Below are 21,016 nucleotides of genomic sequence, written 5' to 3' on the forward strand. Positions count from 1 at the left end.
GGGCACGGCTCAGCTCCCGCCGGCCCGCGCCGTCGCCGACCGGGCACTGATCAACACCGACGGCACCGTACGCCCAACGCGGTCGGCGGTCGCTGCCGCGACCGGCTAGCGTGGACGTACCGTCGGTGTGCATAGGAGGCTCGGTGGCCCACGTCGAACTCTCGCTCTCGGAAGTGTTCGCGCCCTCCGGGGAGACACCGCCAGAGCCGGAGTGCGACAACATCGGCCGGTGGTCGGCGACGGTCTCCAGCGCCGACGAACCCTGCCTGCTGATCGACGCCGAGACCCGGGTGCTGGCCGTCTCCACCGCCGCTTGCGAGCTGCTCCAACTGGGTGCGCCGGAAGACGTGATCGGCCTGCCGCTGCTCGACGGAGGGCTGCGACTGCTCGACTTCACCGCCTACCGGGGCGAGTTGGCCGAGCCCGAGATCGACAAGATCCCCCCGCTGCTGGCGCTCACCTCCGGCCGACTGGCCCGGGGCCTGCTACGCATCGAGGCGGCCACGGAGGACGCGGCCGATGCGACGGTGGACGCCATCTCCACTCCCGTGGTCGCCGACGGCACAGTGGCCGGCTCCCTCACCTTCTTCTCCGAGGTCTGACTTCCTCCTACCATGGGCTCGGCCACCTGCCATCCAGAGTTCCCGCCCTGAGGACCACCCCGTGCCGCCCACCTCGCCGTTCCCCGTGGACCCCGATCGGCCCACCGCTGGCTTCCGGTCCCCTGCCGGGGTCTTCCTCCGACCGTGCCGGCGGCACGGCCGGCTGATCGGTTTTGCCGTGCTGATCGTGTTGGCCGTCGGATGTGGCGCACCCCCGGAGGTACGGGACAGCGGCGGTCTGCCGACCCTGCCGCCCAGCCGGGCGACGAGCAGCCCCACCAGTTCCGCCACGCCGTCTTTCGGTGCACTTCCGGGTGCCGTGCCGACCACGCCGTCGGCCGACCCGGGACTGGTCGCGGTGGCCTGCCCCGGCGAGCCGTCCGGGAAGCAGATCATCGAGCTGGTACGTGGCCGTCGTGGGCTGCTGCCCGGCAGCGCTCGGGTCAGCGTCCGCAACGGTCCGTTGTGTGCCGCCGACTGGCACCTGACCACCCTCGACGTCTCCGGATACGAACCGCTCCAGGTGGTCAGCCGGGACCGGTCCGGATCTTTGCGCCTGGTGACCGCCGGTACCGACGTGTGCACGGCCGAGGTGCGGGTCGCCAGCCCGGCCGGCATCCAGACCCTGGCCTGTGGCAGTGACGGTGGCGGTCCGTCGGGCCCGTCGCCGACTCCGGGTGCGTAGGCTGAAGGCATGCCGGGAACGCCGCCGACCCGTTTCGTCTACCTCGGGCCCGAGGGCACCTTCGCCGAGCAGGCACTACGCACCGTGCCCGCTGCCGAGCGGGGCAGCCGCACGCCGGCCCGCAGCGTCGGCGAGGCGCTGGAGGCCGTCCGCGCCGCCGAGGCCGACGCGGCTCTGGTGCCATTGGAGAACTCGATCGGGGGCGCGGTCGGGGTCACCCTCGACGAGTTGGCCGAGGGAGAGCCGCTGGTGATCACCCGGGAGGTGATCCTGCCGGTGGAGTTCGTGCTCGGGGCACGGGCGGGAACCCTGCTGCCGTCGGTGCGCAGCATCGCCGCACACCCGCAGGCGTCCACCCAGTGCCGGGGCTGGCTGCGTACCCACCTGCCCGACGCGGTCGTGGTGGACGTGCTGTCCAACGGAGCGGCGGCGGCCGGCGCGGCAAACGGTGAGTACGACGCGGCCATCTGCGCACCCATCGGCGCTACCCGGCACCGGCTCGCCGTCCTGGCCGACAAGATCGCCGATCATCCCGACGCGGTGACCCGCTTCGCGCTGCTGTCGCGGCCCGGTCCGCCTCCGCCGCCCACCGGCGACGACGTGACGTCGCTCGCCGTCTACATCGCGCACGACCGGGTGGGCGCGCTGCTGTCCGTGCTTATGGAACTGGCGGTCCGGGGCGTCAACCTGACCAGGATCGAGTCCCGACCAACGGGCGAGGCCCTCGGCCGCTACGTCTTCTTCCTCGACTGCACCGGTCACGTCGCGGACGTCCGGCTGGGTGAGGCGTTGCAGGGGTTACGTCGGGTCTGCGCCGACGTACGCTTCCTCGGCTCGTACCCCCGGCACCGATGGGACGGATCGGCGCCGGTACGGCCGGTGACCGCCCCGGCGGGCCTCTCCGACGCCGACTACACGGATGCTGCCGCCTGGCTCGCCCGCCTACGCGCGGGCGAGCTGACCTGAGCGACCCGGGTGCCGCCGGCCGGCGTAGCCGGGCCCCGACTGCGCGCGAGCCCGGCGCGCCGCGGCCTACCGGAACAGGCCGCCGAGCACACCGCCCTGGTCCTGCTGGCCGCTGCCCATGATCGGTGGCTCCTCGGAGGGCTGGACGACGACGAAGCCGTGGCCGGCGAAGCTCATCGTGTACGCCTCACCGGTGGTGCGGCCCAGCAGCGTGCCGAGCCCGATCTGGTCGGCCCGGTGGTAGCCGGTCTGTAGGCTCGCCGACCAGCAGACGGCGGCCTGTGGGTCCACGTAGGTGGGCGCGTCGACGTTGAGCACGACCGGCGTTCCCCGGGTGGTGACGGCGATCCTGCCGTGCCCGGTGAAGACGCAGTTGAACAGGCCGGACGAGGCCATGCCCGCCCCGCCGACCATCTTGATGTCGTAGCGCAGCGTGGCGTCGAAGGCCAGCACGCTGGAGCCGTTGATGGAGAGGGCGTCGCCCGGCTCCAGGTCGATGACGTGCACGTCCTTGGCGAAGTCGGCCAGGAACACGTCGCCGCGTCCGGTGAGCTTCATCAGCGGCACACCCTCGCCGGTGAGCTTCTGCTTGAGGAAGTTGCCCAGCCCACCGGAGCCGAGCGCCTGGAACTGCACCTGCCCCTGGTACGCCACCATCGAACCGACCCGGGCCATCGCCTCACCGTCGAGTTCGATCTTCAACATCTTGGAGTTCTGCAACCGCATGCCGGGTTGCGTCGACTCCTGCTCCAGATTCGCCGCCGAGAACAGCTCGCTGCGCATGGTTCCTCCCGTACTCGCCGTACCTGGCCGAGACGGTAGGGCCAGCCCGCAACCCCGGACGCAGACGTCAACCCCAGCCCAGCTCGTGTAGGCGCGCGTCGTCGATGCCGAAGTGGTGGGCGATCTCGTGCACCACGGTCACGGCCACCTCGTCGACGACGTCCTCGTCGCTGTGGCAGATGCGCAGGATGGGGTTGCGGTAGATGAGGATCCGGTCGGGCAGTACGCCTGCGTAGTCCCAGCCGCGTTCGGTCAGCGCGTGCCCCTCGTACAGGCCGAGCAGATCCTCGCCGGGCGGCGGGTCGTCCTCGACCAGGATCACCACGTTGCTCATCAGCGCCAGCAGTTCCTCCGGAACCTCGTCGAGCGCCTCCCCGACCAGTTCCTCGAACCGCTCCCGCTCCATCTCGACCGCCACGCTCCCATTCTCCCCCACCCCATCCGCGATCTTGCACTTCCGGTCGCCGCAAACCGGCACAGAAGCCGCGTAACGGAGACCGAAAGTGCAAGATCGGCGCGAAATGGGAGTGGAGTGGGCTGGGCGTAGGTCAGGAGGTGAGGCGAGCGGTGAGGGTGATCTCGGCGCCGGGGGAGAGCAGGCGCGAGATCGGGCAGTTCTGCTTGGCGGCCTCGGCCAGCTTGGCGAACTGCGCCTCGTCGATGCCGGGCACCGCACCGACGGTGTCCAGCTCGATCCGGGTCACGGTCATCCCGGCGTCGGTCTTGTCGAGGTGCACCTTGGCGGTGGTCTCCACGGAGGTGGGCGTCGTGCCGGCGTCGGCGAGCGCCTTGGAGAAGGCCATCGAGAAGCAGCCGGCGTGCGCGGCACCGATCAGTTCCTCGGGATTGGTGCCCTCACCCTCTTCGAAACGGGACTTGAAGGAGTAGTTCCCCTCCAGCCCGCCCTTGCCGGTGCGGATGGTGCCGGACCCCTCGGTGAGGTTGCCCTGCCAGCGTGCGGAAGCGGTACGGATAGGCATGCACCTGACGCTAGTCCACCGAGGGCCGGCAGGCGACCGACCGCCCCCGGCCGCGTGGCTGTTCCCCGGCGTCGCGACCCGGCTGTGTCATGATGCGACCCGGACCTCGTGGCGCGGCGGACGCGCGTCCCGGCCATCAGGAGAGGGTGAGTGATGACCCACGACCTCCCCATTCCCCGTCAGGACGACCGCACCGACGGTGCCAGCGTCATCGAGTGGGGGGCGGAGGACGAGTCGCCGGCAACCGGCCGGTTCCGGCGGGCTCTCGGTGGCCTCGGCGGTGACCACCGGGTGCCGGTGCTGCTGGCCGGGCTCGGCGCGGTGGCGGCTCTGGCGTCGCTGCTCGGCGAGTGGTCGACGATCACGATCCCCAACGGCGGGCCGGATCCGGACACCCCGCTACAGGTGACCAGCGGCATCTCCGACCTCGGGCTGGGCTCGGCATACCTGGTCGGGCTGCTCGCGCTCGGTGCCACGGTGGCGCTCGCGGTGCGCGGTACGGACGCGGTCCGGGCGAATGCCCGGGTGGCCGGATTGGCACTCGCCGCGGGTGTGCTCGCGCTGCTGGCGACGACCGCGACGGCACTCGACGACACCCTGGGCCGGGGAATGTACTTGAACCCGGAACTGACCTTCGACGTCGAGTACGGGCGCGGTCTGATCACCGGCTTCGTCGCCGTCGGGCTGTTCGCCGCTGCGCTCCTCCGGACCTCTCCCGGACCGGCTGACGCCCGGCCGGGGTCGGACGGCCCGCGACGGCGCGGCCGACGGCCGTCGATGGACGCGGAGCCGGAGGGGGAACGCCCACCTGCGGACATAACCGTCACACCGACGGTGCCCTTCGCCCGGGAGGCACCGACCGACTGAACACCGAACCCGGTGACTAGGTCACCTCCGGTGTGTCGCCCGTTGGCACCCGATTCGCCTGGAAGCCATGGTTGCGACCGGTTGTGCGAGGTACGGTTGCTGCCCGCCGTCACGCCGGGTCGCCGATCGACGAGGTGAACGGCTGGTCGCGACGGCGGCGGGCGAAGGAGGAACCATGACCCGCCCGGGACTGCCCAAGCTGATCGCCACCGACCTCGACGGGACGCTCGTCCGCAGCGACGACACCGTGTCGGCCTTCACCCACGAGGTGCTCGACCGGGTACGCGCCGCTGGTATCCCGGTGGTCGGCGCCACCGGTCGCGGCCCTCGGCTGACCGAACTGACCCGCAACGACATCCGCGCCGCCGATTTCCTCGTGCTGGCCGGCGGCGGCCGGGTGGTCGACCAGAGCGACCCGGAGGGGCCGGTGGTGCTGCGGGACGAGCGCCTCTCCAGCGAGGTGCTAGCCGTCCTGCTGGCTGAACTGGAGGCCGCGGTCGGCCCGCTGACGGTCATGGTGGAGGCGTCGGATGAGCATGAGGCGCCGCTCTGGGGCGACTACCACCCCGCGTGGCCCTATCAGGACGCGTTCGAGGTGCGCAGCCGCACGGAGTGCCTCGCCGACGATGTGATCAAGGCATTCGCGCGTACCGCCGATCACCACGTGGACGAGTTGCTGGCCGTCGCCCGGGAGATCGTGCCGCCGCATCTGGCCACCCTCACCCAGGCGGGCCTGGGCTTCATCGAGATCTGCCCGCCCGGCGTGGACAAGGCCTCCGGGCTCAGCGTCATCGCACAGACCCTCGGGGTGGACCCGGCGGACGTGCTGGTCTTCGGTGACATGCCCAACGACCTGCCGATGTTCGAGTGGGCCGGCTGGGGTCGGGTGGCCGTCGCCAACGCCCACCCGAGCCTGCGCGCGGTCGCCGACGAGGTCACCTTGCGCAACGACGACGACGGGGTGGCGATCTATCTCGACCGGCTACTGTCCCGGTGATGGATTCCACGCCGCACCTGGTCGCCAGCGACATCGACGGGACACTGCTGCGCGACGACCGCACCCTCAGCGCCCGCACCACCGACGTGCTGGCCCGGATCTCCGCCCAGGGCACGCCGGTCGTCCTGGTCACCGGCCGGCCGATCCGCTGGCTCCGGTTGGTGTACGACCAGCTGGCCGAGCCGCTGCCGGCGGTCTGCGCCAACGGCGCGGTGGTCTACGACCCGAGCACCGACGAGGTACTGCGGGCCGACCCGCTGGCTCCGGAACTGCTCGCCGAGGTGGTCCGACGCCTGCGTGCCGAGGTACCCGAGGTGAGCCTCGCCGTGGAGATCGTCGATGGCCGCGAGATGCGTCACGAGGCGCACTACCCGTTGCGGTGGGACGCCGACGACGAGGCGATCCGGGCGGTGCAGACCGCCGAGGAACTGCTGTCGGCCCCCGCGGTGAAGCTGCTGGCGCGGGCCGGTGAGCAGGACCCCGACCGGTTCACCCGACTGGTCGCCGCCGCCCTCACCGGGCTCGCGGAGGCCACCCATTCCTCACACTCCGGGCTGGTGGAGATCTCGGCCGCCGGGGTGACGAAGGCGGCGGGCCTGGCCTGGTACTGCCACCGCCTCGGTGTCGCCGCGCCGGACGTGCTGGCCTTCGGTGACATGCCCAACGACCTGCCGATGCTCACCTGGGCAGGGCGGGCGGTGGCGGTCGCCAACGCGCATCCGGAGGTGCTGGCGGTCGCCGACGAGGTCGCCCCGGCGAACTCGTCCGACGGGGTGGCCGCGTACCTGGAGAAGGTTTTCGGGGCGGACTGAGCCGTCGGCTGCGACGCGCGACGAGCGCGCCGCAGCCGGACTCATGGTCAGAGGTACTGGCCGGTGCTGTGTCCCTCACCGCCGCCCGGCTGACCCATGCCGGGCATGCCCGGCAGCATCGCCCCGGCCGGTCCGCTGGGCAGCGCCTGCCGACCGGAACGCATCTGCTCCAGCTGCACCCGGGCCGCCATCTGTTGCGCGACCAGAGCTGCCTGGATGCCGTGGAACAGCCCTTCCAGCCAGCCGACCAGCTGGGCGTGGGCGATGCGCAGCTCGCCCTCGCTCGGTGCCTGGTCCTCGGAGAAGGGCAGCGAGATCCGTTCCAGCTCCTCCCGCAGCTCGGGGGCGAGCCCTTCCTTCAGCTCGACGATCGACCGTTGGTGGATCTCCCGCATCCGGTGCCGACTGGCATCGTCCAGCGGAGCGGCCTTGACCTCCTCCAACAGCTGTTTGATCATGCTGCCGATCCGCATCACCTTGGCCGGCTGTTCGACCAGGCGCGACGGATCCTCACCAGATCCTTCGTCGGTCTGCACGGTGCCGACGGGCCGGCCGTCCGGTCCGACCACCACCACGGTTCCGGAGTGCCCGGTACCGTCCCGGTCGGGCTCGTCGTTCTGTCCAGCGGAGCGCGCTTCGGTCATGCCCTCCATCTTTACCCAGCGGTACCCGTCAGCGTCCGGCGGCCCGCTGCCCTGTTACCCGGGCGGCACCTATCTGACGGTGGCCGGTGAGCCGCGCTACCGTCGCCCGATGCACTCCGATCCCCGTACGGTGCTGACCCGCCCCGCGCCCGAACCGGACGCGACCGTCGCCTACGGCGAACACCCGGACCAGATCGCCGACCTGCGCCGCCCGGCCGGCTCCGGACCGCCCCGTCCGCTGGTGGTGGTGGTGCACGGTGGTTTCTGGCGCGCGGAGTACGACCGGCGGCACACCGGGCCACTGGCGACCGCACTGGCCGCGCTCGGGTACCCGGTCGCCCAGTTGGAGTACCGGCGGACCGGTCAGCCCGGCGGCGGCTGGCCCGGCACCCTGACCGACGTGCTGGGCGGAGTCTCCGCGCTGCCCGGGTTGGCCGAGGTCGCGCTGCCGGGGCGGGTCACCGCCACGCCACCGGTGCTGGTCGGCCACTCGGCCGGCGGGCACCTCGCGCTGTACGCGGCGGCCCACGCACCCGGTGCCGTCGCCGGGGTGCTGGCCCTCGCACCGGTCGCCGACCTGGCCGAGGCGTACCGGCTGGATCTCGACGCCGGTGCCGTGGCCGCGCTGCTCGGCGGCGGACCGGCCGATGTGCCGGAGCGTTACGCGACGACGGATCCTCGGGCTCTGGTTCCCCTCCGGCCACGCACGGTAGTGATACACGGCACGCTCGATCAGCAGGTACCCATCGACCTCTCTCGAAATTACGTGGCTGCCGCCCGCGCCGCCGGCACCGAAATCCGCCTGATTGAGCTACCAGATTGCGAGCATTTCGGGCTTATCGCTCCGGACTCGCCAGCATGGCCGCAGGTTACCGACGCGTTGCGGTCTCTGCACGAAGATCATTAGCCATTGACGCAGCGTCGCCGAGCAGGTAGAACGCCGAAGGGGCGGATGCGCCCCGGCAACACATTCGAAGGGAAACTCGGTGTCGCAGATGAACCGCAGGCGGGCACTCCAGCTGCTGGCCGCGCTCGGTACGGGCGGGCTCGTCGCCGCATGCGGCTCCGACGCCGAGCCGGAGGTGGCCGGCACAGAGAGCCCGATCAAGATCGGGCTCATCGCGCCACAGTCCGGCCCGAGCAAGGCGGTCGGCGACGAACTCAGCAACGGCTTCGAGCTGTACCTGGACCTCAACGACCGGCGACTCGGTGGCCACCCGGTCGACGTGGTCACGGCCGACGAGGGTGACAACGTCAAGTCCGGTCAGGGTGCCGTCGAGGGACTGCTCAAGCAGGGTGTGCTCGCCCTGACCGGGGTCGCCAGCTCGTCGGTCATGTTCGGCATCAAGGACATCGTGGAGCAGGCCCGGGTGCCGTTGATCGGCTCCAACGCCTCGCCTGCGAACCTGCAGAGCGTCGTCTACATCTGGCGTACCTCGTACGTGCTCGACGAGGCGGGCCGGGCGCTCGGCCGCTACCTGAAGGACGAGCTCGCCGCCTCCGACCGGATCGCGACGATCCTGCCGGAAGGGGTCGTCGGCGTCGAGGATGTGCTTCGTGGCTTCCGCGAGGAGTTCGGCGCGTCCGACCCGCGGCTCGCCTCCGAGGTGGTCTGGACCTCCGGCAGCAGCAGCCCCAGCCGGACCGCCTACGTCTCGGACATCAACCGCGCGCTGGCCGGCAACCCCTCGGTCGTCTTCTGCTTCTACTCCGGCACGGCGGCCGTGGAGTTCATCATGCAGCTGCGCGACGCCGGATTCCGGGGCCGGATCTACGCCCCCGGCTTCCTCACCGAGGGTTCGGTGCTGGAGAACATCCGGCCGGCGAGCGACGCCCTCGGCATCCGTACCGCCCTGAACTACTCCGCCGACCTGAACAACGCGGCAAACCGCCGGTTCGCCTCGGCGTACCGCAAGAAGCACAACACCTCCCCGACCACGTACGCGATGGCCTCGTACGACGCGGCCAAGGTGCTCGACCAGGCGATCCGGCTCGCCGGCCCGGCACCCACCCCGCAGCAGGTCAACCTCGCGCTGGGCCGGATCGGGCAGATCGACAGCCCACGCGGCGCCTGGCAGTTCAACCAGCCGCGTACGCCACAGCAGAAGTGGTACCTGCGTGAGGTGCAGCGCGACGGCCAGGTGGTGTCGAACGTGCTGGTCAACGAGTTGGCCACGCTCGGCTGAGGGTGCGACGAAACGAGGCCGTCCCCGGACAGGGACGGCCTCGTCGCTCGATCCGGGCTCAGTATCGTAGTTCGGCGATGCAGCACTTCACGCTGCCACCGCCCTTCTTCAGCTCGGCCAACTCCACCGGCACCGGCGTGTAGCCGCCCGCCTTGAGCCGACCGGCGAGCCGGGTGGCCTCGCTGTTGAGCATCACGTTGGCCCCGTCGCTGACCAGGTTCAGCCCGAAGGCGAGGGCATCCTCGTCGTCCGCCAGCACCGCGTCCGGGAAGAGTTGGGCGAGCACCCGCTGACTGGCCGCGGAGAAGGCACCGGGGTAGTAGACGATGTTGCCGTCGTCGATCGAGGCGAGCGCCACATCCAGGTGGTAGAAGCGCGGGTCGACCAGCCGCAGCGAGACCACCGGCCGGCCAAGCGCCTCCTGCGCCTCGGCATGCGCCGGCAACTCGGTACGGAAGCCGTGCCCGGCGAGGATCAGCCCGCCGTGCGCCTCCGGCAGGTACGCGAAGTCCCCCTCGCCCTCGTTGGTCTCGTTCGGCGCGATGAACCGCCAGCCCTGCGACTCGTAGAAGGCCCGGTGCGTGGCCGCCTCGGCGGCCCGCTGCTGGTGCTTGAACTGCGCCCCGTAGACCGTGCCGTCGACCATGAACGCGCCGTTGGCCGCATAGACCATGTCGGGCAGGCCGGGCTCGGGTACCAGCAGGTGCACCTCGTGGCCGAGGCCGACCAGCGTCTCCCGCAGGCGGTCCCACTGCTTGACCGCCAGCTCCGCGTCGACCGGGGCGGTCACGTCCATCCACGGATTGATCGCGTACTCGACCGCGAAGTGCTCGGGGGAGCACATGAGATATGTCCGCTTTCGCGGCACTCGCTGCTGGTTCACGGTGACCAAGGGTAGGTACGGTAGAACTTTGGTAACAGCCGCAAACATTGCTTCCCAGAGGCGGAACATTGCAGATCGACGCCGTTGACCAGCGAATCATTGCGCTGCTTGTGGCCGACGCCCGGGCCTCGTACGCCGACATCGGCGCCCGCGTGTCGCTCTCCGCTCCGGCGGTCAAGCGGCGGGTCGATCGACTGCGGTCCGCCGGGGTGATCCGGGGATTCACGGCCATCGTGGACCCGGCCTCGGTCGGCTGGACCACGGAGGCGTTCGTGGAGTTGTTCTGCGCGGGCCGGACCACCCCGGCCCAGATCGGCGCCGCCGTGCGCCGCCACCCCGAGGTGGTCGGCGCGTACACCGTCTCCGGCGAGGCCGATGCGCTGGTGCACCTGCGTGCAGCCGACATCGCCCACCTGGAGGAGGCGCTGGAGCGGCTGCGGGCCGAGACGTTCGTGACCTCCAGCCGCAGCACCATCGTGCTCTCCCGGCTGGTCGAGTCCCCCGGCGTCGGCCCCTCCACCGCCTGAAGCCGTAACGGCCGGTCTCCGGCTGGAACCGAACCCGAATTCGCCACGTCGAACCGGCCATGAGACGGGGCACCAAGTTCGCCACGGCCGGCGGTTCGCTGGTCGCGCTCGCGCTGCTCGCCGGCAACATGGCCGTGTCACAGCCTCCGCCGACCGGGCCCGACACCGCCGAAACACCGATGGTGCCGGTCGGCCTGGTCTCCTTCGACTCCTGCGCCGACGCCCTCACGGAGCTGCGGGCGGCGGCCAACGCCTCGGTCGGCCCGTACGGTCTCGCCGAGGACTGGGGGCTGAAGACGGCGGCCATCGGCGGCGCGGAGTCGATGGCCCGCACCTTCGCCGGAGCGCCGGGCGACGCCGCTGGCCAAGATGCCGGGACGGATTACTCGACGACCAACAACCACGAGGCCGGCGCGGACGAACCCGACCTGGTGAAGACCGACGGCCGACGGATCGTCACCGTCACCGGCGGGGTGCTGCGGGTGGTCGATCCGGTGAGCCGCCGCGTCACCGGGCGACTCGACCTGGCCGACGGCCGGGAGGAACTGCGCTGGCAGCAGCACCGCCTGCTGTTGCTCGGCGACCACGCGCTGGTACTCGGCGAGGATCCGCCGCGCCCGGCCGACGCGCTGCGCTCGATCAGGCGTCCCGGTGGTACCCGCCTACTGTTGATCGACCTGGCCGGCCGTCCCCTGGTGCTCGGCACGTACCGCATCCAGGGCAGCACGGTCGACGCCCGGTTGACCGGTGACACGGCCCGGGTGGCGGTCCGGGCACCGGCCCGACTGGAGTTTCCGCTGGCGTCCGAGGGCACCGACCAGGTCCGCACCGAACGGAACCGCAAGGTGATCGCCCGGGCCGGTGTCGAGGCATGGCTGCCGGAGTACGAGTGGACCGCCGGGCCGGAGCTGCACACCGGTCGGGTCGGCTGCGACCGACTCAGCCGGCCCGACCGGATGACCGGCGCGGCCACCCTCACCGTGCTCAGCTTCGACCTCACCAGCGACCGGCTGGGTGATGGTGACCCGGTGGCGGTGGCCGCCGACGCCGACACCGTCTACGGCACGGCGACCAGCCTGTACCTGGCGGGTCAGCGTCCGACACCGATCACCGGCCTACCCCGCTGGCGGCCCTCGCCGGCCGAGCCGATCACCGACATCTACCAGTTCGACACCGCCGCGCCCGGGCGTCCCCGCTTCCTGGCCACCGGCTCGGTGCCCGGCCGGTTGATCAACCAGTACGCGCTCTCCGAGTGGGCGGGGCACCTGCGGGTGGCCACCACCACCGGCGAATTCCGGGACGACGGCTCCACCTCCGAGTCGGCGGTTCGCGTGCTGCGTCACGACGACGGGGCGCTGGTACCGGTCGGCATTGTCGGCGGCCTCGGGCGGGGTGAACGCATCTACTCGGTGCGCTACCTCGGCCCGGTCGCGTACGTCGTGACCTTCCGGCAGACCGATCCGCTCTACGCGCTCAACCTCGCCGATCCGGCCGCGCCCAGGGTCACCGGCGAGCTGAAGATCACCGGCTACTCCGCGTACCTGCATCCGCTGCCCGACGAACGCCTGCTCGGTGTCGGTCAGGAGGCCGACCGCCAGGGACGGACCAAGGGCGTACAGGTGTCACTCTTCGACGTCCGTGATCCCGGCCGGCCGGACCGGCTGGACCAGTGGCACCTGCCCGGCGGATGGTCCCATGCCGAGCACGACCCGCACGCCTTCCTGTACCGCCCGGACACCGGCCTGGTGGCGCTGCCCGTCGACGCCGGTGTCCGGCTGTTGCGCGTCAGCGGCGACACCATAAGCGAGATCGGCGAGGTGACCCACCCGGTCGGCGGCGACAGCGGCCGACGGCAGTGGGGACAGCCGGTACGGCGGTCACTCGTGGTCGGCGACGTGCTCTGGACGGTCTCCGAGGCGGGCCTGCGCGCCACCGACCCCGCCTCGGCCCGGAGCCTGGCCTGGATCGCCGCCACCTGAACCTTCCTCCCGCGCGGGTGGGGTCCGGTTTCTCGGGGTTTCCGGGCCCCACCCGCCTTGACCTCAACCACGCTTCAACTGATCGACTCCCGGGGGAAGCGGCGGTGAGGGGGAGACATGCGCGCGGTGTGGCTTCACGAGTTCGGCGGGCCGGAGAAGCTGGTGCCCGGCACCGCACCCGATCCCGTACCCGAGCCGGGACAGGTGCTGATCGACGTGGTGCACGCGAACATCACCTTCGTGGAGACCCAGTTCCGGGCGACCGGCTTCGGCCCATCCGGCGCGCGGCTGCCGGTGATTCCGGGTAACGGGGTCGGCGGTGTGATCAGCGACGTCGGGCCGGGCGTCGACCCGGGACTGGTCGGTCGGCGGGTGGTCAGCAGCACCGGCGGCTCCGGCGCGTACGCCGAGCGGGTCGTCGTCGACGCGGCGCTGCCGGTGGCGGTACCGGACGGGATGCCGCTCGATCAGGCGGTGGCCCTGCTCGCCGACGGACGTACGGCGTTGCTGCTGGCGGAGGCGGCCGAGCTCAAACCAGGTGACCGGGTGCTGGTCGAGGCCGCCGCCGGTGGGGTGGGCAGCCTGCTCGTCCAGCTCGCGGCCGGTGCCGGAGCACGGGTGGTCGGGCTTGCCGGCGGTACGCGCAAGGTCGAGCTGCTACCCCCGCTGGGCGCCGAGATCGCCGTGGACTACCGGGCACCGGACTGGGTTGGCCGGGTACGGTCGGCGACCGGTGCCGTGGACGTGGTCTTCGACGGGGTCGGGGGCCCGATCGGGCGGGACGCGTTCGAGCTGCTCGACCCGGGTGGTCGGATGCTCAGCTTCGGCCTGGCCAGCGGCGAGTGGGCGGGCATCGAGGCGGAGTCCGCCGCCGAGCGGGGCGTGACCCTGGTCCGGCCGACGCCGACCCCCGCCCAGCTGCGGGCGTACACCGAACGGGCGCTGGCGGAGGGGGCGGCCGGGCGGCTGCGCGCGGTGATCGGCCAGCGTTTCCCGCTGGCACGGGCGGCCGAGGCGCACGCGGCGATCGAGGCCCGCTCGACGGTCGGTAAGACCCTACTCGACGTGCGCTGACCGCCCTCAGAGGTACATGCCGGTGCGATGCTCGCCGCGTCCCGGCTTGTCTCCCTCGCCGAAGAACCGCTTGCCGCCGAACTCGCCGTGCAGACGGTCGTCCAGTTCGTCCGCGAGCCCGGTCATCACCTGTACCGCCAGCATCAGGTGGGTCGGCTGGAAGTTGCGACCGAAGACCGGGATCGACGCCCACACGGTGTCGTCGGCGCAGTAGAGCCGGCCGATCGGCATGCGGTTGGTCAGCTCGGAGAGCTTGACGTAAAGCCGCTCGGTCGGCTCGACCTCGGTCAGCACCGGAGAGAAGACGTCGACAAGCGGCGGATTGTCCCGCACCCGGACGAAGACCATGGCTGAGCCGGCGCGGATGTTGATGTCACCGTCGGAGTCGACCTGGAGCCGGTCGGAGTCCGATTTGAGCATGGTCGAGACGACCGTGCGGACCCGGTCGGCCAGATCCAGCACCTCGGTGTCGGCATCGGCCTCGTCGGTTGCGGCCAGCGCCTTCTCAAGCTCGGTGCCGATCTCCCGCGCCAGGTTCGCCGCGCTGCGGGCGGTACCCAGCGCCTCTCCGGGGATCGGCTCACCCTCGCCGTCCTCGATCGCGTAGACCAGAAAAGCCGGATGTGGGGCACCGTAGATGTCGCGCAGTGTGCGGGAGAGCAGCGCGGCCAGCCGGGTGGCCTCGTCCGCCGAATAGTCCAAGCCGAACTGGTCCCCCGAACCGGCGACCACGCCCGGCGGTGACCAGCCCAACGCGATCATGTCGGCGACCGCCGCACGGTCCAGCCGGTATCCCTGGGGCAGGGTGGCGTTGCCCACCGCCCGGGCGGCGAACCGGCCGTCGCTGCTCACCTCGACATAGACGGAGTAGACGGCGTCGTCGGTGCCGGAGGCGGTCGGGTCGAGGGTCAACGCCACCTCCGCGCCCGGCGGCAGCGTGGTCAGCCGCTCCGCCAGCGCCCGGGCGAAATCCCGCCACGCCTGGGTCACCTTCGCCCGCAGGTCGGCCGTGCTCGGCTCGTCGAGCAGGATCGACTCGTGGTGCACCGGCGTGCCGGGCGGCGCCGAGGGGTGGTCAGCCGTCATGATCGCCTCCGTCCGTTCCGGTCACCCTACCCAGCAGGCTGCCGGCACGGATCAGCGCGGACCGTGATCGGACAACCCCCGGGGGCGGTCAGCCGTGGTCGGGTCCGGCCGGGTCGGCGCGGGAGTGCGGTTCGCCACCCAGTTCCACCGGCCAGGTGGCGGCCAGCCCGGAGAGCCGGGCCACGGCCACGGCCGGATCCGCGCCCCGCCCGACGGCCAGACCGAGCAGGTACGCGGTGACCGGCGCACCGGGCCGCAGCACCTGATGCGCCACGTCCCGGGCCAGATCCAGCACGGTCGGCACCGGCACCTGCGTCGGATCGAGACCCAGCTCCGCACAGGCGGCCGTGACCCAGTCGTCCAGCACCGTCATCGCGTCCACTCCTCCGCCCGGTGTAGGTCACGCTCAGTGTCGCAGTCGAACCAGGGCTCCGGGCCGTCACCGTGCCACCTCACCTCGCACACGATCAGGCCGGCAAGCAGTTCCCGCAGGGGTGCACCGGTCACGTCGCCGCCGCGCCGAACCCTCAGTCGATCCAGGGCGGCCCGCAGCGCGGCCGGCCGCCACACCCCGCACAGCGTCTGCCGCCGCCCCGACCGGTCCACGTAACAGGCCCCGTCGAACGCCGCCGAACCCGGCCTTTCCATGCTCGCCGTTCCGGCGGACCGGGAGCGGTCGTAGCCGGTGCCGTGCAGGTGGTCCAGCAGGCCGCCGACAGCCGACCGGGTCAGCAGGGGCAGGTCGGCGGCGAGCAGGGCGACGGCCGGTACCTCGGTGTCGACCAGGGCCAGCCCGGCCGCGACGGCGGTCACCGGCCCGCCGCCAGGCGGCACCTCCCGGGTCAGCCGCACTCCGGTGATCGCCGGTCCGGGGCCGACCAGGATCCGGGGCGACGCATCGGCCACCGCGGACAGCACCCGCTCACGCATCGGCACCCCGCCGACCGGTAACGCCGGCTTGTCCCGCCCGCCCATCCGACGCCCCGCACCACCCGCGAGCACCACCGCCGCGTACGCCGTCATGGCGCCACGCTAGCCGCCGGCCCGGCCCCGGCGGCAGTCGTGGTGGCCGGGCACGGATCGAGGGCGGCGTGGAGGACGTCCGGCGATGCGGGGCAGGATGGGGGACGTGGGACGGGCTTCGGATCGGCGTGGTGTGGTGCGGGTGGATCTGGACGCGACGGACGCCGGCCGGCGCCGGGTGCGGCGGCCGGACACGATCGCCGCCGAGGAGCCGCTCGAGATCCGGGTCGGTCCCGCCGGACCTGGGCGACGTCCGCCGCTGACCGTCACCATGCGTACCCCGGGTGCCGACCTCGACCTGGCCGTCGGCTTCCTGTTCAACGAGGGGCTGATCCGCTCCGCGGACGACGTGTCCACCGCGCAGTTGTGTGCCGGCACCGACACCCCGAACACCTACAACGTGGTCGACGTGACCCTCGCTCCCGGGGTACCGGACCCGGTCGCCGATGCGACCCGGCACTTCCACACCACAAGCGCCTGCGGGGTGTGCGGCAAGACGAGCATCGACGCGGTGCGTACCCGGTCGATCTTCGACGTCAGCGACGACCCGCTCAGCGTGCCGGCGGAGCTGCTGGCCGAGTTGCCGCAGCGGCTGCGGGCCGGGCAGCGGGGGTTCGATCGCACCGGCGGGCTGCACGCCGCGGGCCTGTTCTCCACGGACGGCGAGCTGGTGGTGCTGCGCGAGGACGTGGGTCGGCACAACGCGGTCGACAAGGTGGTGGGCTGGGCGGTACGCGAACACCGGCTGCCGCTGAGCGGTCAGGTGCTGCTCGTGTCGGGCCGGGCCAGTTTCGAGCTGACCCAGAAGGCCTGGATGGCCGGTGTTCCTCTGCTCGCCGCTGTTTCAGCACCGAGCACGCTCGCGGTCGACGTGGCCACCGAGGCGGGAATGACCCTGGTCGGGTTCCTACGGGATCGGACGATGAACGTCTACACCTGCGGCCACCGGGTCGTCGCCTGATTCCGCTCCTGGCGGCCACCGTCAGCGGTTGGCCAGCATCTCGAACAGCTCCAGCCGGGCCGCGGCGTCGCGGGCGATCAGGAAGCCGGCGATGCCCAGAACCCAGCCGAGCATGCTGCCCGAGGTGCGGACGATCCACGCGTTGAGCCGGGCCAGCACCGGCTCCACCCAACTCGGCCAGACCACCCGAGCACCGAGCAACAGCATCGCCGGCACCACCATGACCAGGCAGTAGCCGCCGAGCAGCGCCACGCTGGTGGGCACGGCCAGGCCGGAGGTGGTGAGCAGGCCCAGAGCGCCGAGGTACGGCAGCATCGTCGCCACCTCGGCCAGCGCCGCGAACAGCGCCAGCCCCACCAGCCAACGAGCCGACGAGTCACCGGCGGTCACCCGGTCACGCCAGCGCAACACCCGACCCGTACCGGTGCCACGCTTGCCGTCGTAACGAAAGCTCAGCACGAACAGGCCGACCCCGAGCACCAGCTGACCCCAGAGCACCGGCCGGTTGTCCAGCGCACCGCCCAGCAGCTCGGCCAAGCCGCTGCCACCGAAGTACAGCAGCAACCCGACCACGAAATAGAAGCCGGCGATGGTGCCGAGGTAGATCATCACCCGCCGGACGCTCACCGGCCCCGGAGCGAGCAGCAGCCACACCGGAATGAACAGGGTGCCGATGCTGGTGCTGTCCACCAGCGCCAGGCCGACGAGGGACAGCAGCAGGGCAACGCTCATGCCGTACCGGCGGCAAGCTCGGACATGCGGCGATTATCCGGCACCACCGCCGGGGCGGTGACCCCGGTGCAGAGACGGTCATCGAGGGCGCCGTCGGGCGCGTCGCCTCGCCCGGCGCCGCGCTCTCGGCAGACCTGTCGCCGGCCAGCCGTCCAGCCGGGACGGCGGCACTCCCCGGCGGAGCAGATCGTCCAGCAGCACGGCGAGCGAGTAGTCGGGATGCTCGGCCAGCACGCGTTCCAACGCCACCGCCGCCAACGCGCCCTGCCCGTCGCGCCAGGCGGCGAACGCGAGCAGCGCACCCGGAGCGGCGATCAGCTCCGGGTCGGCCCGGCGCAGCACCTCGGCCCAGAAGGCGACGTCCTCGTCCCGGCCGTCGGTGCGTTCCCACGCGTGGTCGCGTACCGGCAGGTGGGTCAGGAGCAGGCAGAGCCAGGCCACCTCGTCGTCGGTCAGCCGTTCGCCAGCGCGGTGCCGCCGGACCGTGGCCCGCAGCGCCGCCGTGCCGGCCGCCCGGAGCGCCCGAGCGCCGAGCAGGTCGGTGGCGGGGGCGGCGGCCAACAGGTCGGTGAGCCGCTGCTGCGCCCGGTCGACCGCGTGCCGCATCTCCTCCCCGCCGGCCGGAGCCACCTGCGCGGCGAGTGCCGCCCGGTCCGGTAGGGCCACCTGCCCGGCGAAGACCGCCGCCGCCGGGACGGCGCTGGCCTGCGGGTCGTACCGGGTGCCCTCCGGCGGGCAGCACTCCGGCTCCTCGCAGAGGTAGGACCACCACCGCCCGTCGGTGACCCGGAGCGCGTCGAGCACGGCCAGCCCGGCCTCGGCCAGCGCGGCCCGGACGGCGTCCACCGCCGGGGTCACCCGGGCGGCCGGGCCGTAACCGACGACGGTGGCCGAGTCGGCACCCTGTCGGGCGGTCACCGCGGCGATGTGCTGACCGGGCTCGTAGGGGTCGGCGTCGCCGGGCAGATCGCCGCGCGCGGCGAAGACGATCCGCTTACCGGACAGCGCCACCACCACGATGCTGTCGGCGGGATGGAAGCCGAGCAGATACGGCACGGCGGCGATGAGGTCGGCGGGAGAGCGTACGGACAGTCGGGGCAGCTCGGTCGAGTTCATGCAGGCAGCCTGCGAGCCAGGGATCGGGCGGCGCTGCCCCTGTGGACGACACGCCGATTATCCACAGCTACACAACGTAGTTTCGCAGCTCACGCCCGATCGACCGTCACTTGTCTGAGCGCCGACCGAGCCAAAACAGTACGAGGGGTACGCGATGCACGTGATCGCCGTCGGTTAGCGATACGTTGCGGGGATGGATCTGGCGTACCTGCGGGCGCATCCGGAGCAGTTGCCCACCTTCCTGACCCATCAGCGGATCCGGGAGACGCCGGTGTCCGGCGGCGACATCTGTGCGGCTGCCCGGCTGACCCTTGACGACGGTCACTCGGTGTTCGCCAAAACCTGGCCGGAAGCTGCGGAGCGGCCGGTGCCGGAGGGTTTCTTCGCCGCGGAGGCGGCCGGTCTGCGGTGGCTGCGCGAGGCCGATGCCGTCGCCGTACCGGAGGTACTTGTCACGTTGCCGGAAATGCTGGCGTTGGAGTGGGTCGACCCGGGTGAGCCGACTCCGGAGGCGGCCGACCGTTTCGGGCGGGAGCTGGCTGAGTTGCACCGGACCGGCGCTGATGCGTTCGGCGCGCGGTGGCCGGGGTTCATCGGTGCCCTGCCGGCGGACAACACGCCCCACGACGGCCCGTGGACGGAGTGGTTCGCCCGGACCAGACTGCTGCCCTACCTGCGCCGATCGGTCGACGGGGGTGCGTTGACCAGCGCCGACGCCACCCTGGTCGAGCAGGTCATCACCCGGATTGGCGAGTTCGGCGCTGACGAGCCGCCCGCCCGCATCCACGGTGACCTCTGGCCGGGCAATCTGCTCTGGGGCGATGACGACCGGGTCTGGCTGGTCGACCCGGCGGCGCACGGCGGGCACCGGGAAACCGACCTGGCCCAGTTGGCGCTCTTCGGCGGCCCTCCGCACCACGACCGGATCATGGCGGCGTACCAGGAGAGCTGGCCGCTGGCCGACGGGTGGCGGGCCCGGGTGCCACTGCATCAACTGCATCTGCTGCTCGTGCACACCGCGCTGTTCGGTGCGGCGTACCGCGATTCGGTAACCAGGAGCGCCCGGGACGCCCTGAGCGGGGCGGGTCGCGCTACCGTCGACCGGTGAGCCTGCCCCCGCCCACCGGCCTCGTCGACCGGTACGGCCGCGTCGCCCGGGACCTGCGGGTGTCGCTGACCGACAAGTGCAACCTGCGCTGCACCTACTGCATGCCCGCCGAGGGTCTGCCCTGGCTGGCCGGACCGCAGCTGCTCACCGACGACGAGGTGGTCCGGCTGATCCGGGTCGCGGTGTGCCGGCTCGGGGTCGACGAGGTGCGGTTCACCGGTGGTGAACCGCTCATCCGCCCCGGTCTGGTCGGCATCGTCGAAGCCGTCGCGGCCCTCGAACCGCGACCCCGGATATCCCTGACCACGAACGGCATCGGCCTTGACCGGCTCGCCCCCGCGCTGCGTACCGCCGGTCTGGACCGGGTGAACGTCTCACTCGACACGCTGGACCGGGAACGCTTCACCCGGCTCACCCGCCGGGACCGGTTGGCCGACGTGCTGGCCGGCCTGGCCGGCGCGGCCACCGCCGGGCTAACCCCAGTCAAGATCAACGCGGTGCTGATGCGCGGCGTCAACGACGACGAGGCGCCGGCGCTGCTGCGCTTCGCCCTCGACCACGGCTACGAGTTGCGGTTCATCGAGCAGATGCCGCTGGACGCCCAGCACGGCTGGGACCGGGCGGCCATGGTGACCGCAGACGAGATCCTGGCCACGCTGCGGGCCGCGTACGACCTCGACCCGGACCCGACCGAACGCGGCACCGCCCCCGCCGAGACCTGGCTGGTCGACGGTGGTCCGGCCCGGGTCGGCGTGATCGGCACGGTGACCCGGCCCTTCTGCGGCGACTGCGACCGGACCCGGCTCACCGCCGACGGGCAGATCCGCAACTGCCTGTTCGCCACCGACGAGTCGGACCTGCGCGGCGCGTTGCGGGCCGGAGCCGACGACGAGGAGCTTGCCCGCCGCTGGCGGGCGGCGACGCTGACCAAGCGGGCCGGGCACGGCATCGACGACCCGTCCTTCCTGCAACCGACCCGGCCGATGTCGGCCATCGGAGGCTGAC

24 protein-coding genes are annotated in these 21,016 nt (G+C 71.9%); 14 read left to right on the forward strand and 10 right to left on the reverse strand.

The window, feature by feature from the left end; translation table 11 throughout:
- The first annotated feature begins 143 nt into the window (after positions 1–143).
- From ACN26Z_RS01910 to pheA, 3 genes are all read left to right on the forward strand, one after another.
- Positions 144–602 carry a PAS domain-containing protein gene (locus ACN26Z_RS01910; protein WP_093410823.1) on the forward strand — a complete coding sequence of 153 codons (459 nt, stop codon included), beginning with the start codon at positions 144–146 and terminating at the stop codon, positions 600–602.
- A 178-nt stretch (positions 603–780) separates the two neighbouring features.
- Positions 781–1,287, forward strand: coding sequence for a hypothetical protein (locus ACN26Z_RS01915; RefSeq protein WP_232511463.1), 507 nt, complete (start codon positions 781–783; stop codon positions 1,285–1,287).
- Positions 1,288–1,296: 9 nt separating this feature from the next.
- Positions 1,297–2,253 (forward strand): prephenate dehydratase, encoded by a 957-nt coding sequence (gene pheA, locus ACN26Z_RS01920; protein ID WP_093410825.1) that lies wholly within the window; start codon positions 1,297–1,299, stop codon positions 2,251–2,253.
- A gap of 66 nt (positions 2,254–2,319) precedes the next feature.
- Here pheA and ACN26Z_RS01925 read toward each other — a convergent pair whose 3' ends face one another.
- The 3 genes from ACN26Z_RS01925 to ACN26Z_RS01935 all read right to left on the reverse strand — a co-directional run bounded on the left by ACN26Z_RS01925 (position 2,320) and on the right by ACN26Z_RS01935 (position 4,016).
- A complete protein-coding gene (locus ACN26Z_RS01925) occupies positions 2,320–3,036 on the reverse strand; it encodes an AIM24 family protein (RefSeq protein WP_093410827.1) in 717 nt (238 codons plus the stop codon).
- A gap of 67 nt (positions 3,037–3,103) precedes the next feature.
- Entirely contained in the window at positions 3,104–3,442 is a 339-nt protein-coding gene (locus tag ACN26Z_RS01930; protein WP_170863629.1) for a metallopeptidase family protein, read from the reverse strand.
- Between the two features lie 142 nt (positions 3,443–3,584).
- Positions 3,585–4,016 carry an OsmC family protein gene (locus ACN26Z_RS01935; RefSeq protein WP_093410831.1) on the reverse strand — a complete coding sequence of 144 codons (432 nt, stop codon included), beginning with the start codon at positions 4,014–4,016 and terminating at the stop codon, positions 3,585–3,587.
- Positions 4,017–4,169: 153 nt separating this feature from the next.
- On the opposite strand from ACN26Z_RS01935, the gene ACN26Z_RS01940 reads away from it, so the two are divergent.
- The 3 genes from ACN26Z_RS01940 (at position 4,170) to ACN26Z_RS01950 (ending at position 6,692) form a co-directional block, all read left to right on the forward strand.
- Positions 4,170–4,883 (forward strand): hypothetical protein, encoded by a 714-nt coding sequence (locus ACN26Z_RS01940; RefSeq protein WP_282236381.1) that lies wholly within the window; start codon positions 4,170–4,172, stop codon positions 4,881–4,883.
- A 175-nt stretch (positions 4,884–5,058) separates the two neighbouring features.
- Entirely contained in the window at positions 5,059–5,880 is an 822-nt protein-coding gene (locus tag ACN26Z_RS01945) for an HAD family hydrolase (RefSeq protein WP_282236380.1), read from the forward strand.
- The gene (locus ACN26Z_RS01950; protein ID WP_421459724.1) at positions 5,880–6,692 is read left to right on the forward strand and encodes an HAD family hydrolase; all 813 of its coding nucleotides are present in this window, start codon (positions 5,880–5,882) and stop codon (positions 6,690–6,692) included. The genes ACN26Z_RS01945 and ACN26Z_RS01950 overlap by 1 nt, the downstream gene beginning before the upstream one ends.
- A 47-nt stretch (positions 6,693–6,739) precedes the next feature.
- Here ACN26Z_RS01950 and ACN26Z_RS01955 read toward each other — a convergent pair whose 3' ends face one another.
- A complete protein-coding gene (locus ACN26Z_RS01955) occupies positions 6,740–7,345 on the reverse strand; it encodes a bacterial proteasome activator family protein (RefSeq protein ID WP_282236378.1) in 606 nt (201 codons plus the stop codon).
- Positions 7,346–7,445: 100 nt separating this feature from the next.
- Between ACN26Z_RS01955 and ACN26Z_RS01960 the strand changes: the two genes are divergently transcribed.
- Both ACN26Z_RS01960 and ACN26Z_RS01965 read left to right on the forward strand, forming a co-directional pair.
- Entirely contained in the window at positions 7,446–8,243 is a 798-nt protein-coding gene (locus tag ACN26Z_RS01960) for an alpha/beta hydrolase family protein (RefSeq protein WP_421464487.1), read from the forward strand.
- Between the two features lie 79 nt (positions 8,244–8,322).
- Positions 8,323–9,522: an ABC transporter substrate-binding protein gene (locus tag ACN26Z_RS01965; protein WP_282236377.1), complete on the forward strand. Its 1,200-nt coding sequence runs from the start codon at positions 8,323–8,325 to the stop codon at positions 9,520–9,522.
- Between the two features lie 58 nt (positions 9,523–9,580).
- Here the strand turns inward: ACN26Z_RS01965 and ddaH are convergent, their stop codons facing one another.
- A complete protein-coding gene (ddaH, locus tag ACN26Z_RS01970) occupies positions 9,581–10,414 on the reverse strand; it encodes a dimethylargininase (protein WP_421459725.1) in 834 nt (277 codons plus the stop codon).
- A 59-nt stretch (positions 10,415–10,473) separates the two neighbouring features.
- On the opposite strand from ddaH, the gene ACN26Z_RS01975 reads away from it, so the two are divergent.
- The 3 genes from ACN26Z_RS01975 (at position 10,474) to ACN26Z_RS01985 (ending at position 13,985) form a co-directional block, all read left to right on the forward strand.
- A complete protein-coding gene (locus ACN26Z_RS01975) occupies positions 10,474–10,932 on the forward strand; it encodes an Lrp/AsnC family transcriptional regulator (RefSeq protein ID WP_093410847.1) in 459 nt (152 codons plus the stop codon).
- Between the two features lie 59 nt (positions 10,933–10,991).
- Positions 10,992–12,911 (forward strand): beta-propeller domain-containing protein, encoded by a 1,920-nt coding sequence (locus ACN26Z_RS01980; RefSeq protein ID WP_421459726.1) that lies wholly within the window; start codon positions 10,992–10,994, stop codon positions 12,909–12,911.
- A gap of 117 nt (positions 12,912–13,028) precedes the next feature.
- Entirely contained in the window at positions 13,029–13,985 is a 957-nt protein-coding gene (locus ACN26Z_RS01985) for a zinc-binding dehydrogenase (protein ID WP_421459727.1), read from the forward strand.
- 6 nt (positions 13,986–13,991) lie between these two features.
- Here ACN26Z_RS01985 and ACN26Z_RS01990 read toward each other — a convergent pair whose 3' ends face one another.
- From ACN26Z_RS01990 to mobA, 3 genes are all read right to left on the reverse strand, one after another.
- Positions 13,992–15,071 carry a T3SS (YopN, CesT) and YbjN peptide-binding chaperone 1 gene (locus tag ACN26Z_RS01990; protein ID WP_421459728.1) on the reverse strand — a complete coding sequence of 360 codons (1,080 nt, stop codon included), beginning with the start codon at positions 15,069–15,071 and terminating at the stop codon, positions 13,992–13,994.
- Positions 15,072–15,159: 88 nt separating this feature from the next.
- Positions 15,160–15,444, reverse strand: coding sequence for a DUF6457 domain-containing protein (locus tag ACN26Z_RS01995; protein ID WP_421459729.1), 285 nt, complete (start codon positions 15,442–15,444; stop codon positions 15,160–15,162).
- A complete protein-coding gene (mobA, locus tag ACN26Z_RS02000; RefSeq protein WP_421459730.1) occupies positions 15,441–16,094 on the reverse strand; it encodes a molybdenum cofactor guanylyltransferase in 654 nt (217 codons plus the stop codon). Before mobA ends, ACN26Z_RS01995 begins: the two co-directional genes overlap by 4 nt.
- A gap of 106 nt (positions 16,095–16,200) precedes the next feature.
- Between mobA and fdhD the strand changes: the two genes are divergently transcribed.
- Positions 16,201–17,055, forward strand: a complete 855-nt coding sequence (gene fdhD, locus ACN26Z_RS02005) for a formate dehydrogenase accessory sulfurtransferase FdhD (RefSeq protein ID WP_421459731.1) — start codon at positions 16,201–16,203, stop codon at positions 17,053–17,055.
- Positions 17,056–17,076: 21 nt separating this feature from the next.
- Here fdhD and ACN26Z_RS02010 read toward each other — a convergent pair whose 3' ends face one another.
- Positions 17,077–17,787 carry a GAP family protein gene (locus ACN26Z_RS02010; protein WP_093410859.1) on the reverse strand — a complete coding sequence of 237 codons (711 nt, stop codon included), beginning with the start codon at positions 17,785–17,787 and terminating at the stop codon, positions 17,077–17,079.
- Positions 17,788–17,865: 78 nt separating this feature from the next.
- On the reverse strand, positions 17,866–18,903 hold the full coding sequence (locus ACN26Z_RS02015) for a DUF4192 domain-containing protein (RefSeq protein ID WP_421459732.1): 1,038 nt from the start codon (positions 18,901–18,903) through the stop codon (positions 17,866–17,868).
- 193 nt (positions 18,904–19,096) lie between these two features.
- Here ACN26Z_RS02015 and ACN26Z_RS02020 point away from each other — a divergent pair, with 193 nt between their 5' ends.
- Together ACN26Z_RS02020 and moaA are read left to right on the forward strand one after the other, a co-directional pair.
- Complete coding sequence (locus ACN26Z_RS02020) at positions 19,097–20,011, forward strand: fructosamine kinase family protein (RefSeq protein ID WP_421459733.1); 915 nt, start codon at positions 19,097–19,099, stop codon at positions 20,009–20,011.
- Complete coding sequence (gene moaA / locus ACN26Z_RS02025; RefSeq protein WP_282236369.1) at positions 20,008–21,015, forward strand: GTP 3',8-cyclase MoaA; 1,008 nt, start codon at positions 20,008–20,010, stop codon at positions 21,013–21,015. The genes ACN26Z_RS02020 and moaA overlap by 4 nt, the downstream gene beginning before the upstream one ends.
- The last annotated feature ends 1 nt before the right edge of the window (position 21,016 follow it).

The sequence above is a fragment of the Verrucosispora sp. WMMD703 genome, from assembly GCF_049178935.1.
GTDB classification, from domain to species: Bacteria; Actinomycetota; Actinomycetes; order Mycobacteriales; family Micromonosporaceae; genus Micromonospora; species Micromonospora sediminimaris.

Excerpts from the sequence above, each read along its gene's own strand:
- ACN26Z_RS01940 (WP_282236381.1), top strand. The coding sequence starts at position 4,170 with ATGACCCACGACCTCCCCATTCCCCGTCAGGACGACCGCACCGACGGT.
- ACN26Z_RS01980 (WP_421459726.1), top strand. The coding sequence starts at position 10,992 with ATGAGACGGGGCACCAAGTTCGCCACGGCCGGCGGTTCGCTGGTCGCG.
- ACN26Z_RS01985 (WP_421459727.1), top strand. The coding sequence starts at position 13,029 with ATGCGCGCGGTGTGGCTTCACGAGTTCGGCGGGCCGGAGAAGCTGGTG.
- ACN26Z_RS01955 (WP_282236378.1), bottom strand. The coding sequence starts at position 7,345 with ATGGAGGGCATGACCGAAGCGCGCTCCGCTGGACAGAACGACGAGCCC.
- ACN26Z_RS01945 (WP_282236380.1), top strand. The coding sequence starts at position 5,059 with ATGACCCGCCCGGGACTGCCCAAGCTGATCGCCACCGACCTCGACGGG.
- ACN26Z_RS01935 (WP_093410831.1), bottom strand. The coding sequence starts at position 4,016 with ATGCCTATCCGTACCGCTTCCGCACGCTGGCAGGGCAACCTCACCGAG.
- ACN26Z_RS01950 (WP_421459724.1), top strand. The coding sequence starts at position 5,880 with ATGGATTCCACGCCGCACCTGGTCGCCAGCGACATCGACGGGACACTG.
- pheA (WP_093410825.1), top strand. The coding sequence starts at position 1,297 with ATGCCGGGAACGCCGCCGACCCGTTTCGTCTACCTCGGGCCCGAGGGC.
- mobA (WP_421459730.1), bottom strand. The coding sequence starts at position 16,094 with ATGACGGCGTACGCGGCGGTGGTGCTCGCGGGTGGTGCGGGGCGTCGG.
- ACN26Z_RS01995 (WP_421459729.1), bottom strand. The coding sequence starts at position 15,444 with ATGACGGTGCTGGACGACTGGGTCACGGCCGCCTGTGCGGAGCTGGGT.
- ACN26Z_RS02015 (WP_421459732.1), bottom strand. The coding sequence starts at position 18,903 with ATGAACTCGACCGAGCTGCCCCGACTGTCCGTACGCTCTCCCGCCGAC.
- ACN26Z_RS02010 (WP_093410859.1), bottom strand. The coding sequence starts at position 17,787 with ATGAGCGTTGCCCTGCTGCTGTCCCTCGTCGGCCTGGCGCTGGTGGAC.
- ACN26Z_RS01925 (WP_093410827.1), bottom strand. The coding sequence starts at position 3,036 with ATGCGCAGCGAGCTGTTCTCGGCGGCGAATCTGGAGCAGGAGTCGACG.
- ACN26Z_RS01990 (WP_421459728.1), bottom strand. The coding sequence starts at position 15,071 with ATGACGGCTGACCACCCCTCGGCGCCGCCCGGCACGCCGGTGCACCAC.
- ACN26Z_RS01960 (WP_421464487.1), top strand. The coding sequence starts at position 7,446 with ATGCACTCCGATCCCCGTACGGTGCTGACCCGCCCCGCGCCCGAACCG.
- ACN26Z_RS01930 (WP_170863629.1), bottom strand. The coding sequence starts at position 3,442 with ATGGAGCGGGAGCGGTTCGAGGAACTGGTCGGGGAGGCGCTCGACGAG.
- ACN26Z_RS02020 (WP_421459733.1), top strand. The coding sequence starts at position 19,097 with ATGGATCTGGCGTACCTGCGGGCGCATCCGGAGCAGTTGCCCACCTTC.